The sequence below is a fragment of the Burkholderia sp. B10 genome (assembly GCF_004368385.1).
Classification (GTDB): Bacteria; Pseudomonadota; Gammaproteobacteria; order Burkholderiales; family Burkholderiaceae; genus Burkholderia; species Burkholderia vietnamiensis.
Window position 1 is genome coordinate 61,744 of record NZ_PQMX01000014.1, and the last position, 13,514, is coordinate 75,257.

The window sequence follows — 13,514 nt, forward strand, 5'->3', positions numbered from 1 at the left end:
GATCGTCGCGGTCGGCGCGATCGCGGCCGCGCCGGCCCTGCCCACGCCCAAAGCAAAACGCGGCGCCCTCGGGCGCCGCGTTTCGTTTCATGCGTCGTGCACGCCGTCGTCAGAACATCTGACGCAGGCCGATCGCGGCGCCGACGTTGTTGGTCCGGCCGATCTGGTCGACCTTGCCCGTCAGCCGGTTCGTCGCGCCCGGGTAATCGGCCGCGAACGCGCCGTTGCCGCGCGCGAAGTCGACCGTACCGTACACCTCGGTGTGCTTCGACAGCGAGTACTCGGCCAGCACGGTCGCCGAGTAGTTGATGCCGGAGCCGAGCGTGCCGTCGAGCCGCTCCGCGTTGCGCGCGTGGCCGTAGTAGCCGGCGACCGTGATCAGCAGCGGCGCGGTGGCCTGCCAGTTCGCGCCGACGTAGAACGTGTCGTCGATCCGGTTCGGGCTGCTTCCGTTGAGCGTCGGTGCGCCCGACTGCTGCATGTTGAAGTCGGTCGTGCCGGTCTTGTCCTGGCCATGCAGCCAGCCCGCGAGCAGGCGCACGGTCGGCGTGATCTGGTACGCGCCGCTCAGGTGCAGGAAGCTCACCTTCGCGCCGTTGACCGCGCTGCCGTTCAGCGACGACACCGAGGTCTGCTGATAGCCGGCGTTGACCGATGCAGGCCCTTGCGCATAGGTCAGTTCGACGCCGTAGGTGCTGTCGAGGCCCATCGCGCCGGCATGATTGCCGAAGCCGTAGATCGCATCGACGCTGAAGCCGCGGTACGCGAACTTGTACTTGACCGAGTTCTGCACGGTCAGGAAGTTGCCGATCCCGTTGTAGGCCCAGCTGTCCTGCCAGTAATCGCCGACGGTCATCGGGTCGAAGATGTCGCCCATCGTGTCGTACACCGGCGCGTACTGGTTACCGAACGTCAGCGCGCCGTAGCGGTCGCTCGACAGCCCGACGTACGCCTGCCGGCTGAACAGCGTGTTCGCGACGTGCAGCTTGCCGTCGCCGAGTTCGAAGCCGTTCTCGAGACGGAAGATCGCGGCCAGGCCGCCGCCGAGATCCTCACTGCCGCGCAAGCCCCAGCGGCTGTGCGTTTCCGGGCCGACCGTCATGCCGATCAGGTCCTTGCCGTCGGGTGCGGCATTCGTCTGATAACGGATGGCCGTATCGACGAGGCCGTACAACGTGACCGAACTCTGCGCGAACGCGGAAGGTGCTGCAATAGCGAAAATCGCGCCGATACCGGCGGGAACGACGATACGTCTCATGAAAGGCCTCCCTGAGCAAATTAATTTTGTAAGCACTCCGACAGCATTTGCGCGCGTGGCCGGAACTGCGACCCGGAGAATAATCGGTCATATACGCGACACCTATTGCTGTTTCTGGATTGGACCTTTCCAACTTCGTCAACAATCGCGCAGATCGTCGGGCGGCATTCTGTAAGATGAAAGCCCGCTCCGATTCGCCGCCCATCCCATGTCGACCGCCGCCACCGCCCTGCTGCCGCTCGCCGGCGTCCTGCTGCTGAGTGTCGCCAGCCCGGGCCCGAACTTCGTCGTCGTCACGTCGACCGCGCTCGCCCGGCGCCGCGCCGGCGTGATGACCGCGCTGGGCCTCGCCGCCGCATCCGGCAGCTGGGCCGCGATCGCGATCGGCGGCCTGAGCCTGCTCGTGACCCACGTTGCATGGGTGCACACGGCGCTGCGGCTCGCGGGCGCCCTCTATCTGATCTGGCTCGGTCTGAAAATGGTGCTAGCCGCCGGCCAGCCGGCAGCGCCCGCCGCGCCCGCAACGGCGGGCGGCTGGCAGGCCGCGAGAAAAGGCTATGTGGTCAGCATGACGAACCCGAAGGCCGTCGCGTTCTACGGCAGCATCTTCGCGTTGATGGTCCCGGCCCAGGCGTCGGCATGGTTCGACGGCGCGGTCGTCGCGCTGTCGATCGCGATCTCCGGCACCTGGTACGGCGCGATGGCGCTGCTCGCGTCGCACCCGGCGGTGCGCCGCCTGCTGGTCGCGCGCAAGGCCGCGCTCGATACGACGGCCGGGCTGCTGCTGATGGGGGTCGGCGGGAAGATGCTGGCCGGGCGCTGAGCGGCCGCACGATCGCGCGGCGGCACGCGCGGCGCCGCGTCATTCATCGTGCATCGTGCTGCGCGCGCTCGGCGGCCGCGATGATCGCATCGGCCACCGCCTTCGGCTGGCTCAGCATCGCGACGTGGCTCGCGCGCACGTGCGTGACCGTCGCGCCGATCCGCTTCGCCATCGCGTCCTGCAGCTTCGGATCGATCATCCGGTCCTGTGTCGTGACGACGAACGACGACGGCTTCGCATGCCACGCGGCCTGCGTCACCTTCTCCGAAAGGCAGCCTCCGTACCACGGCCCCTGCGTCGCCGCGACCACGCGCTGCTGCGCGGGCGACAGGTCCGGCGCGAAGTCCTGCGCGATCGCGCGGTCCGACAGCGTCGTGAAGCCGGCCGCGTCCTTGCGCAGCTCGCCGGCCCACGCGGGCGCGGGCAGCCCCTGCGTGACGTCGGCGATCGACTGGCCGTCGTCCGGCGCGAACGCGGCGACGTAGACGAGCGACTTCACCTTGGCGTCGTTGCCCGCCTCACTGATCACGACGCCGGCCCACGAATGGCCGACCAGCACGACCGGCCCCGTCTGCGCGTCGATGGCGCGACGGGTCGCGGCCGTGTCGTCGGCGAGCGAACTCAGCGGATTCTGTACCGCGACCACATGCAGGCCGCGCGCTTCGAGCAGCGGAATCACGCGGCTCCAGCTCGAGCCGTCGGCGAACGCGCCGTGCGCGAGCACGACGTTGGTTCCTTTCAAGTCCTGCTTCGGTGCCGCGTGCGCCGCGACCGCGCCGGACAGTCCTGCCAGCACCGCCGCGGACAGCAGCAGCCGTTTCGTCATACCCAACATCGTCATGCTCCTTTGCTTCGTGTCGTCGACTGGATGAAGTGCGGTGATGTCGCGCCGGCGTGACGCAGGCGCGGCCGCGCATCACGAATGCGCGTACAGATCGTCGGTGTCCGGGCGCGGGTTGCGCGCAGCGCGTGCCGCGTGCGTGTCGGCTGCTTCGTAGCGGGCGGCCGGCGCGAGCGCGGCGGTCTGGTCGTCCTGCGACTTCGACGGGCCGTTCTGGTCGGAGCGTGCGACCTGCTGCGCGGCCAGCACGCGCTGCGCGGCTTCGATGTCGTCCGGGTAATGCGCTTCGCTGCCTGCCGGGTTGTATCCGGCGTGCTCGAGGCGGATCAGCTCGGCGCGCACGTCGGCGCGCGTGAGACCTTGGCCGGGAGCGGCGAACGACAACGCGGGGATGGCGGCGAGGACGGCGACGGCGAGGATTCGGGCGGCTTTCATGGTGTTCTCCTTGAACAAGGTGGGTCGGTCGATCATGGGGGCGGCGATCCTGCGCGTGCCACCGAACGCTTGCTGCATGTCGACAGTAGAACCCGCTCACGTATCCGGCATGTTTCCGAACCCCCCGTGCCGTGCAAGCAGACGTTTCCACGACGGCGCCCGATACAGTGCGATACAAAACGGTCGGACGACGCATCGCGCGCCACGATGAAAAAAGGCGTGCCGCGCGCGGCACGCCTTCGTCGAACTGCGCCCACCGGGCGCGACGGGTCGCGTCAAGGCGCGAGCCGCGTGAACACGTAGTCGTGGTTCTTCACGCGCGCCTGATGACACGCGAAGCACGTCTGGTGCTGCCCAAGATCGGCCGGCACGCCGTCGATGAAGCGCCCGAAACCCCAGCCGCCGGTCGCCGCATAGCGCCGCGAATCCTTCACCATCACCTGCACGGTCGTCGCCTGGCCGGGCACCGTGGCCGGCGCGAACTCGTCTGACTGCTTGCGCTTGTACGCGAGCTTCACGAGGATCGTGCCGTCCGGGAACGGCAGCGTCGAACGCTCGAGCGCGCGCATCGCGACGGGGTTGCCGAGCACCACGCGCAGTTCGTCGAGCGGCGCCGCTTCCTCGGCCGGCGCGACCATCTCCCACTTGCGGTAGCCGGGCGGAATCGTCACGCCGTAGAGCGGCGACGCGGCCGGCTTCGGCCGCTCGGCGAACGCGAACGGGCCGCTGGCGATGGCCAGCAGCACGCCCGCCGCCAGCACGCAACGGGCCGCACTGCGCACCGCCGCACGCGCGCGCATCACAGATGCTCCACGTGCAGGATCGCCTCGGCGAACGCCTGCGGCGCTTCCTGCGGCAGGTTGTGGCCGATGCCGCCGGTGATCGTACGGTGCTGGTACTTGCCGGTGAACTTCTTCGCATACGCGGCCGGTTGCGGATGCGGCGCGCCGTTCGCGTCGCCCTCCATCGTGATGGTCGGCACCGCGATCGTCGGGCCGGCCGCGAGGCGTCGCTCGATGTCGTCGTATTGCGCCTCGCCCTGCGCGAGCCCGAGCCGCCAGCGATAGTTGTGGATCACGACGGCGACGTGGTCGGGGTTGTCGAACGCGGCCGCGCTGCGCGCGAACGTCTCGTCGGAGAACTTCCACTGCGGCGACGCGAGCTGCCAGATCAGCTTGTTGAACGCGTCGCGGTTCTGCGCGTAGCCGAGCGCGCCGCGCTCGGTCGCGAAGTAGAACTGATACCACCACTGCAGCTCGGCCTGCGGCGGCAACGGCTTCTCGTTCGCGGCCTGGCTGCCGATCAGATAGCCGCTCACCGACACCAGCGCCTTCACGCGCTGCGGCCACAGCGCCGCGATGACGTCGGCCGTGCGCGCGCCCCAGTCGTAGCCGCCGAACACCGCGCGGTCGATCTTCAGCGCGTCCATCAGCGCGACGACGTCGACGGCCGTCACCGCCTGCTGGCCGTTGCGCATCGTGTCGGCCGAGCGGAACGTCGTCGATCCGTAGCCGCGCAGATACGGAACGATCACGCGATAGCCGGCCGCCGTCAGCCGCGGCGCGACGTCCGCGTAGCTGTAGATGTCGTACGGCCAGCCGTGCAGCAGGAACACGACGGGGCCGCTCCTCGGGCCGAGATCCGCATACCCGACGTTCAGCAGGCCCGCGTCGATCTGGTGGATCGTGCCGAGCGACGCGGTGCCGGCCGCACCGCTCGCCGCCGATGCATCGGGCGCGGGTTGCGCCTGCGCCGGCGAGCCGAAGCCGAGATCCGCGAGGGTCAGGCTGGCGAGGGTCGTACCGAGCAGCAGGCGGCGACGGGTATTGACGGTTTCAGACATGACTCGTTCTCCAGGGTCGATCGCTAAGAAAAGAGCCCGCGCGGGCGGGCATCCGGAACGGTGTTGGGAGCGGGCCGCGGTCGGGCCGAACGCTTGACCGACGTTATATCCGAGCGGCCGCGACGGTTTGTATCCCAACGTATCTGCAATTGCGGATGACACAAGGCGATTCAAAATTGCGGGCGCCGCGGCACGATGCGGGCCGCACGGGCGGCCCGCCGACGTCGAGGCCGGCAGCCGCCGCGCTCAAGCGCGCCGCAACGGCCGGAATCCGGCGCGCACCTCGCGGGCGAACAGCTCCGGCTCCTCCCATGCCGCGAAGTGGCCGCCCTTGTCGACTTCGTTGAAGTAGATCAGGTCGTGATACGCGCGCTCGGCCCAGCTCCGCGGCGCCTGATAGATCTCGCCGGGGAACACGGTGATCGCGGCCGGCAGCGAGAGGTCCACCGCATTGAAGTTGTTGGAGTGATCCTCCCAGTAGATCTGAGCGGAGGACGTCGCCGAGTTGGTCAGCCAGTACAGCGAAATGTCGTCGAGAATCTCGTCGCGCGGGATCGACCGTTCGGGCACGCCGCCGCTGTAGGTCCACTGCGAGATCTTGTCGTACATCCACGCGGCCTGCCCCGACGGCGAATCGGCGAGCGCATAGCCGACCGTCTGCGGACGCGTGACCATCATCGCCGAATAGCCGGTGTTGTCGCGATAGAACGTCGCGAGCTGCTCGTAGGCGGCCCGCTCCTTCGCCGACAGCGACGCCGGCGCCGGCGCGTCGGTCTGCAGCAGCGCCGCGATGTCGGGCGGAACCGTCGCCGGCATGTTCACGTGAATCCCGACGAGCCCCTGCACGCGCTGCATCGCCATCCGGTGCGAGATCACCGAGCCGCAGTCGCCGCCCTGCGACACGAAGCGCGTGTAGCCGAGGCGCGCCATCAGTTCACCCCAGGCGCGCGCGATGTGGTCGGAGCCCCAGCCGGGCTTCGCCGGATGGCCCGAGAAGCCGAAGCCCGGCAGCGACGGCACGACGACGTGAAATGCATCGTCGGCGCTCGCGCCGTGCGCGGTCGGGTCGGTCAGCGGGCCGATCGCCTTCACCAGCTCGAACACCGAGCCCGGCCAGCCGTGCGTCATGATCATCGGCAGCGCGTTCGCGTGCCGCGACCGCACGTGGATGAAGTGGATGTCGAGCCCGTCGATCTCGGTGATGAACATCGGGAAGCCGTTCAGCCGCGCTTCGCCCTTGCGCCAGTCGTAGTCGCTGCCCCAGTACTGCAGCAGCGCCTGCATGCGCGCGAGCCGCACGCCCTGCGATTCGTCGGCGACCGTCTCGCGGCCGGGCCAGCGCGTCGCCGCGATGCGGCGGCGCAGGTCGGTCAGCGCCCGCTCGGGAATGCGAGCGGTAAACGGCCGTATGCCGGTGTTGCCCGTGGCCGCGTGCAGCGCGGTGGGCAGCATCGCCGATACGCCGGCTGCCATGGAGGACGCCAGCAGATGGCGACGCAGCGGGGAAAAAGGTGTGGAAGACATCGTTCGGCATCTCCTTTCTTGAAGTGGAAAGTGAACATGCCGCGCGCGCCGGCGCGCCGTCTGTCGAGCGGGCGCACGCGGTCGTGCGGCGTCGCCCATTTGAAAGGTCCGATGTATCGCGAGTTTGTCCGGTACGTATGCGTTTGTAGCCGTGCGCCGCGCGGCGCGGTCAAGGTGCGGTCAAGGTGCGACCCAGCGCCCGTCGTAGCCGTCGTCGTGCAGCTCGAACAGCGCACGGCGATGGCCGCTGCGCGCGAGGTCGAGCCAGTCGATGCGCGTCACGGCGACGTCGAGCACGCAGAAGTTCGCGTAGCCGTCGGCGGCGGATGCCGTGCTGGGAGCCGGCGCGACATGCGCGTGCCCGGGCGCGTCGATCGGCGTGCCGGGCCGCAGCGGCGCGCGATACAACAGCAGCGTATGCGGACGGCTCGACGCCCAGATCGCGCGGCGCCGCGCGTCGTCGTCGCAGATCGACGCGATGCCTTCGACACGGATCTGCACGAGCACATCGAGATCGGCCGCGACGATCGCGATGCGCGGATCGCGGCGCAGCTCCGCGACCTTGTCCGAACGTGCATCGGTGTGGAACGACAGCCGCTGCTCCGCACGGCTCGCCTGTCGCAGCACGACGGTGCGCACCTTCGGCGCACCGTCGACGCCGAGCGTCGCGGCCTGCACCATCGTGAACGGCGAGCGCTGCGGCCCGACGCCGGATTCGAGGCAGGACCACAGACGGTCGTAGACGTGCGCGAGCGAGTCGGCAGCTGGAACGGACATGATGGCGCGGCGCGGTTGAGGAATTCGATCGCGCCAGCTTAACCGATCCGCCGGCGCGCTTCCCGCGTGAGCCGCGGTGCGCCGGGCGGCTCAGTTGTAGCCGCGCACCACGGTCGCCGCGGTCGTGTCGCCCGGCTCCGCGGCGAAGCGGCCGAGCACGTCCGCGACGTACTGCGGCCCTGCGCCGATCTGCGACGACCGATGCGCGGCCGGCCCGATAGCGGCGACGACCGGCGCGGCGCCGGTCGATCCGACGCCGTCGGTGACGATGCTCATCGAGGCCGCCTCACGCGGCGAGCGCCGCGCGATACGCGCGCACGAGGCGCGCGACGCCTTCCCGGATCGCGTCGACGTCCGGCGCGGCGAACGACAGGCGCAGCGATGCGGCGTCGACGTGGTCCGCGAAGAACGCCTTGCCCGGCACGAACACGACCTGGTTCGCGATGGCGCGTTGCAGCAGCGCGTCGGACGACACGTCGCCGAGCCGCGCCCACACGAACATTCCGCCTTCGGGGCGATGGAAGGCGATCGCCGCGCCGAAACCGTCGCGCAGTGCGTCGCACAGCGCGTCGCATTTGCGCCGGTAGGCGGCCGTGATGCGCGGCAGATGGCGTTCGAGCGCACCGTCGGCCAGATACTCGGCGGCGGTCGCCTGCGTCCACGGCGTGCTGCACAGGTCGACCGTCTGCTTCGCGATCACGCAACGCCGCGCGATCTCGGGCGGCGCGATGGTCCAGCCGACGCGCAGCCCCGGCGCGACGATCTTCGACAGGCTCGCGAAGTGCACGATCCAGTCGCGTGCGCCGTCGACTTCGCTCGCGAGCGCCAGCATGGACGGGACCGCTTCGCCCGCGAAGCGCAGATCGCCGTACGGATCGTCCTCGACGATCAGGAAACGGTATTGCACCGCGAGACGCAGCAGCTTCATGCGCCGCTCGCGGCTGAGCGTCGCGCCGGTCGGGTTCGCGAAGGTCGGGACGGTGTACAGCAGCTTCGGCCGCGCAATCGCGCCGGCTTCGAGCTGCGACGCGAGGCGTTCGACGTCGAGGCCATGGCCGTCGACGGGAATCGTCACGACGTGCGCTTGTTGCAGACGCAGCGCCGCGAGCGTCGCCGGGTATGCCGGCTGTTCGGTCAGCACGACGTCGCCGGGCGCGACCATCACGCGCAGCAGCAGGTCGAGGCCCTGCTGCGAGCCGGTCGTGACGAGCAGCTCGGCCGGCGTGCAGGCCACGTTGCGGCGCGCCATCAATGCGATCAGCTGCTGCTTCAGTTCGGCGAGGCCGTCGGTCGGGCCGTATTGCAGGCAGCGGACCGGCTGCGCGTACGCACGCTCGGCGGCCGCGTTCAGGCCGTCGACGTCGAACAGCTCGCTGGCCGGGTAGCCGCCCGCGAACGAGATCATCCCCGGCTCGGACAGGTATTTGAACAGCTCGCGGATCGGCGAACCGGCGGGATTCTGGAAGGAAGGCGTGAACGCGTACATGTCGTCGTGAGCTGGATGGCGGCGACGGCCGGGATAGCCGCCGGGGCCGCGCGCCGCGGCGCGCGTGGCGCACGCCGCGGGGAATTCGAGCCACGATTGTCGACAGTCATTAACGCTGCGGCAAACGATATCTACGCACTAGGTCTTGCGGTTTGGTCATCAATTGGCGCGCGGGGAACGCGCGCCTTGCGGCGTTGCGAAGCAAGGCCCGGCCGCTCTGACGGACGTGTGCGGCCGGCCGTCGGGCAAGCTGCCACCGGCGACGCCACGGCCGGCCGGGCCACGGCGCGAGCTCGCCGCATCGTCAGCGGTACGCACCACGACGCAGCATCGGCAAGGCGCGCCGTGCCCCGGCCGCCGGCAAGCGTGCGCTATCCGTGCGGCGGCGCTATGCCGTCGCGGACATAGCAGGCAATCGCCTCGAGCATGCCGAGGTCGAGGTCCTGCACGCGGTCGGCCCCGAAATGGGCCAACCATTTGCGCGCAAGCTCGGCATGCGCCGTCGTATGCCCGGTCGCGGCAAGGGCACTCAGGTCTTCCAGTGCTGAACGCTCGTCCATGTCTTCTCCGTGATCCTGATGGTCCGGACGCTGCCGGCCGTCGTCGCGGCCGGGCTGCCGTCAGACGGCTTCGAGCGCGAGAGCGATGCCCTGGCCGCCGCCGATGCACAAGGTCACGATGCCGCGCTTGATGCCGTCGCGGCGCATCGAATGTGCAAGACGGGTGGTCAGGACGGCACCGGTCGCGCCGATCGCGTGACCGTGCGCGATCGCGCCGCCTTCGACGTTGATCCGCTCTTCGTCGATGCCGAGCTCGCGCGCGACCGCGATCGGCACGGCGGCAAAGGCCTCGTTGATCTCGAACCGCTCGACGTCGTTCATCGACCACCCGGCACGCGCGAGCGCCATCTTCACTGCCGGCACCGGCCCGAGTCCGAACAGGCCCGGCTCGACCGCCCCCACGCCGTACGAGACGAGCGTGGCGATCGGCTCGATGCCGCGCGTCTCGGCATAACGCCGCTCGGCCACGATCATCGCCGCCGCACCGCTGTTCAGGCCGGGCGCATTGCCGGCGGTGATGGTGCCGTCAGCGCGAAATGCGGGCTTCAGCCTCGCAAGCGACTCGAAGTTCGTGTCCGGGCGCGGCTGCTCGTCGCGCTCGAATCGGACGGTCTGCTTGCGCCCCGCGACCTCGACCGCCACCAGTTCGGCGTCGAATGCCCCACGCGCCTGCGCGTCGGCGAAGCGCCGTTGCGAACGTTCCGCCCAGCGGTCCTGCTGCTCGCGCGTGATCCCCTTCATCGCGACGAGGTCTTCCGTGTGCCATCCCGAATGCAGGTTGGAGAACGCATCGACGAGGCCATCCACGAGCATGCTGTCGGCGATCTCGGCATTGCCCATCCGATAGCCCCAACGGCCGCCGCCGAGCAGATACGGCGCGCCGTCCATGTTCTCCATTCCGCCTGCCGCCGCAACCTCGCCGAAGCCGAGCCAGATGTCCTGCGCCGCATTCGCGATGGCCTGCGCACCGGAGCCGCACACGCGATTGACCGTCAGCGCGGGCACGGTCACGGGAATGCCGCCCGCGACGGCCGCCTGACGCGCGGGATTCATCTTGTTGCCGGCCTGCACGACGTTGCCCATCACGACCGACGCCAGCTCCGCCGGATCGATCTCGCTGCGACGCACCGCTTCGCGCAACGCGGCCGCGCCGAGCGCCGTCGCCGCAACGTCCTTCAACGTGCCGCCGAACGCGCCGATTGGCGTCCGGACGGGACTGCAGATCACTACCTGTCGAGCAACCATTTCAACACTCCATTCAAAGCCCGCTTCATGCGGGACGGATGCCGCCGCAACTCGACGCGGCGCTTGCGGGAAAGGAACGCATGCATTCGCATGCCCGGCACGTTCGCAAAGCGTTCTCGTGTGCCGACGCACGCACCGGTGGCGGGGCGACGCGCGCCCCGCCATCGCGTCAGATCGAGACCATTTCGAAGTCCTCCTTGCCGACGCCGCACTCGGGACACTTCCATTTGGCCGGAATGTCTTCCCAGCGCGTGCCCGGTGCAATGCCGTCTTCCGGCGCACCGTGCCGTTCCGAATAAATCCAGCCGCACACCAGACACATCAGCGTGCGCATCTCTACCGCCGTCGTGCTCATCTCGCCATCTCTCCCAGGTTCGACGTCTGTCGCGTCACGAATTCGCGCACCTGCTCGCGTACCCTCGCATCCGACAGGATGCGGCCGTGCCCGGCGCCCGGCGCCGGCCACAGCGTCGCGTCCGGCAGCCCGGCCACGACGCGCTGCGCCTCGCAGTACGGCACCACCGAATCGGCCGGGTCGTGCACCACCAATACCGGGACGTCGAGCGACGCGCCGCGCGCGAGCAGATCCCAGTGACTGACCGGCACGCCGTTGCGCAGCTGCAGCTCCGCATAGATGCGCTCGACCACCGGGCGCGGAAATGCCATGTCGCGGCTGGCCCAGCGCTCCAGCACCTCGGTCAGGCCGCTGGTGGGGGCGATCAGCACGAGGCAGCGCAACGACGCGCGGCGCGAGCGCTCGGCCAGCGCCGAGACGGCCGCGATCGAGCCGAGCGAATGCGCAATCACCACCTGCGCGCCTTCGATCGCATCCAGCACCGCACCCGTCGCGCGGGTGAACTGCGTCATCGTCGTATGCTTGCCCGGCGAACGGCCATGCGCGGGCGCGTCGAACGCGGCCACCGAGAAGCCGAGCGACTGCATCGGCTTCACGAAGCTCAGCATGCTGCTGCTGTCGGTGCCCCAGCCATGCACGAGCAGCACGCGCGATGCGCCGCCCTCCCAGTGATAGGCGCGGTCGATGTCCGCGTTGCCGTCGATGGACGCCTCCTTCGCACCGAGCGGCACGCGGTCGCTGACGGGCAGCCCGTAGCCGCGCGTGAAGCCGAACGTGTCGGCCGCCCGGCGCCCCGCGGCGTGCGGCGCGAAGGTCGTCAGCACGCGCAGCGCACGACGGCCGAGCCGAACGCGCCACGACGGCTTCCGGGCCTTGCGCCGCGCGAGCGGCGAGACGTCGGTAGGGTTCGCTGCCGCCATCACCGGCCCTCCGCCGCCGCACGCGCGCCGACCGGCACGGCCTCCCGGGACAGGCTGCGGTAGTAACCCGACTCGGTGTCGTAGAAATGGCAGTGACCGATCACGTGCCACAGATCGCCGAAGGAGAAATCCTTTTCGCGGATCATTCCCGGAAACGCCTGCTTGAGCGCCGCCTGCGCCTTCGGCAGGTTGTAGAACGGCACGATCGGCGCGACGTGGTGCGCCGTATGCACCGAGATGTTGTGCGTCATGAAGTGCAGCCACTTCGGATACCGGTAGTCGGTCGTCACCAGCAAGCGGCTGGCGTTCGGCGTCCAGTGCTGCGACGGCAGGAACGGGATCTCGTCCGACGTGTGATGCATCAGCGTCGTGGCGCTGAACCACGCATGAATCATCAACCAGGGCACGACGAAGTACAGGAACAGGCCGGTGATGCCGGTGAAGTAGATGAGCGCCGGGAAATAGAGCGCGGACGCGAACAGGACGAACGCGATCGAGCGTTTCACGTCGCGCCGCATCTCGCGCTTCGGATAGAAGCCCGGACGGAAGCCCGATTCCTTCCAGTAGCTCACCGTGCCGGCCCAGAACAGCCACTTGCGGGTGCCGGCGTACTCGAGCCGCTTCAACAGCGGCATGCGATCGTAAAGCGGCGCGGGAATCGGCCGCCAGTCGGTATCGAGCTCGAGGTTGTTGGTATTCGCGTGGTGCAGGTTGTGCGTGTGGCGCCACGCGTGGAACGGATACAGCAGCGGCAGAAGCGACAGGTGCCCGATCGCCAGGTTGAACCATCGGACGCGCGAAAACGAGTTGTGCCCGCAATCGTGCGCGATGCAATGCAGCCCCCAGCCGCCCAGGCCGGCCAGCAGCCACAGCGGAACGTAGAACAACCAGTGCGGCGCGTAAGCGATGCCGACGAGCGCGCCGATATACGCCGCATAGCTCACCACGAAGCCGAGAATGCCGCGCCATACGCGCGGCTCGTAGAGGGATTTCGGAATCGCATCGGTCAGCCGCACGCCCTCGAGCGACTTCGACTTCTGCATGAATTCGTCGAAACGCGCCGGCGGCGCGCTGGGGACCGTATAGGTTTTCGCCATGTCGATCTCCCGCTTACGCCGCTTGCAGACCGAGCTCGGTCGACAGGTGGCGCGCCAGCTCGTCGATGCTGTTGTGTTCGAACAGCAGCGCCGGGGACAGCCGCTGCTCGACCACCTTCTCCAGATCGCCCGACACCTGCACGGCGACGATCGAATCGAGCCCGTACTCGTCGAAGCGCTTGGCGGGATCGATCGCGGCGCGCTCGAGCTTCAGCTGCTTGGCGAGCCGGTCGATCAACCAGTTGCGGATCGACGCTTCGGTCAGCGGCCCGACATCGGCGGCCACCGCCTTCTTGCGGCCGAACAGGCCGCCCAGGATTCCAGCTTGAGACATGATGATTAATCCTTCC

General features: G+C 69.0%; 16 protein-coding genes. 1 reads left to right on the forward strand and 15 read right to left on the reverse strand.

Annotated elements, in window-relative coordinates:
* Window positions 1–109: 109 nt before the first annotated feature.
* Window positions 110–1,258, reverse strand: a complete 1,149-nt coding sequence (locus tag C3Y15_RS10070; RefSeq protein ID WP_014724456.1) for a porin — start codon at window positions 1,256–1,258, stop codon at window positions 110–112.
* 208 nt (window positions 1,259–1,466) lie between these two features.
* On the opposite strand from C3Y15_RS10070, the gene C3Y15_RS10075 reads away from it, so the two are divergent.
* Window positions 1,467–2,081 (forward strand): LysE family transporter, encoded by a 615-nt coding sequence (locus C3Y15_RS10075; RefSeq protein ID WP_059890507.1) that lies wholly within the window; start codon window positions 1,467–1,469, stop codon window positions 2,079–2,081.
* Between the two features lie 43 nt (window positions 2,082–2,124).
* Here the strand turns inward: C3Y15_RS10075 and C3Y15_RS10080 are convergent, their stop codons facing one another.
* From C3Y15_RS10080 to C3Y15_RS10145, 14 genes are all read right to left on the reverse strand, one after another.
* Entirely contained in the window at window positions 2,125–2,916 is a 792-nt protein-coding gene (locus C3Y15_RS10080) for an alpha/beta hydrolase (RefSeq protein WP_069246608.1), read from the reverse strand.
* Window positions 2,917–2,997: 81 nt separating this feature from the next.
* On the reverse strand, window positions 2,998–3,357 hold the full coding sequence (locus C3Y15_RS10085) for a DUF4148 domain-containing protein (RefSeq protein ID WP_059623070.1): 360 nt from the start codon (window positions 3,355–3,357) through the stop codon (window positions 2,998–3,000).
* A 275-nt stretch (window positions 3,358–3,632) separates the two neighbouring features.
* The gene (locus C3Y15_RS10090) at window positions 3,633–4,157 is read right to left on the reverse strand and encodes a cytochrome P460 family protein (RefSeq protein ID WP_014724452.1); all 525 of its coding nucleotides are present in this window, start codon (window positions 4,155–4,157) and stop codon (window positions 3,633–3,635) included.
* Complete coding sequence (locus tag C3Y15_RS10095) at window positions 4,157–5,200, reverse strand: alpha/beta hydrolase (RefSeq protein ID WP_059735870.1); 1,044 nt, start codon at window positions 5,198–5,200, stop codon at window positions 4,157–4,159. The genes C3Y15_RS10090 and C3Y15_RS10095 overlap by 1 nt, the downstream gene beginning before the upstream one ends.
* Before the next feature lie 246 nt (window positions 5,201–5,446).
* Window positions 5,447–6,724: an epoxide hydrolase family protein gene (locus C3Y15_RS10100; protein WP_011881357.1), complete on the reverse strand. Its 1,278-nt coding sequence runs from the start codon at window positions 6,722–6,724 to the stop codon at window positions 5,447–5,449.
* A 180-nt stretch (window positions 6,725–6,904) separates the two neighbouring features.
* Window positions 6,905–7,501, reverse strand: a complete 597-nt coding sequence (locus C3Y15_RS10105; RefSeq protein ID WP_059735869.1) for a pyridoxamine 5'-phosphate oxidase family protein — start codon at window positions 7,499–7,501, stop codon at window positions 6,905–6,907.
* A gap of 90 nt (window positions 7,502–7,591) precedes the next feature.
* Window positions 7,592–7,777 carry a hypothetical protein gene (locus C3Y15_RS10110; protein WP_069224512.1) on the reverse strand — a complete coding sequence of 62 codons (186 nt, stop codon included), beginning with the start codon at window positions 7,775–7,777 and terminating at the stop codon, window positions 7,592–7,594.
* A gap of 10 nt (window positions 7,778–7,787) precedes the next feature.
* Window positions 7,788–8,987 carry a PLP-dependent aminotransferase family protein gene (locus C3Y15_RS10115; protein WP_045578268.1) on the reverse strand — a complete coding sequence of 400 codons (1,200 nt, stop codon included), beginning with the start codon at window positions 8,985–8,987 and terminating at the stop codon, window positions 7,788–7,790.
* Window positions 8,988–9,358: 371 nt separating this feature from the next.
* Window positions 9,359–9,547, reverse strand: a complete 189-nt coding sequence (locus tag C3Y15_RS10120) for a hypothetical protein (protein ID WP_014724447.1) — start codon at window positions 9,545–9,547, stop codon at window positions 9,359–9,361.
* Window positions 9,548–9,607: 60 nt separating this feature from the next.
* The gene (locus C3Y15_RS10125) at window positions 9,608–10,792 is read right to left on the reverse strand and encodes a thiolase family protein (protein WP_011881353.1); all 1,185 of its coding nucleotides are present in this window, start codon (window positions 10,790–10,792) and stop codon (window positions 9,608–9,610) included.
* 169 nt (window positions 10,793–10,961) lie between these two features.
* Window positions 10,962–11,147 (reverse strand): rubredoxin, encoded by a 186-nt coding sequence (locus tag C3Y15_RS10130; protein WP_011881352.1) that lies wholly within the window; start codon window positions 11,145–11,147, stop codon window positions 10,962–10,964.
* A complete protein-coding gene (locus C3Y15_RS10135; RefSeq protein WP_011881351.1) occupies window positions 11,144–12,067 on the reverse strand; it encodes an alpha/beta fold hydrolase in 924 nt (307 codons plus the stop codon). The genes C3Y15_RS10130 and C3Y15_RS10135 overlap by 4 nt, the downstream gene beginning before the upstream one ends.
* On the reverse strand, window positions 12,067–13,164 hold the full coding sequence (locus tag C3Y15_RS10140; RefSeq protein WP_011881350.1) for a fatty acid desaturase: 1,098 nt from the start codon (window positions 13,162–13,164) through the stop codon (window positions 12,067–12,069). The genes C3Y15_RS10135 and C3Y15_RS10140 overlap by 1 nt, the downstream gene beginning before the upstream one ends.
* A gap of 13 nt (window positions 13,165–13,177) precedes the next feature.
* Window positions 13,178–13,498 (reverse strand): acyl carrier protein, encoded by a 321-nt coding sequence (locus C3Y15_RS10145; protein ID WP_011881349.1) that lies wholly within the window; start codon window positions 13,496–13,498, stop codon window positions 13,178–13,180.
* Window positions 13,499–13,514: the final 16 nt, after the last annotated feature.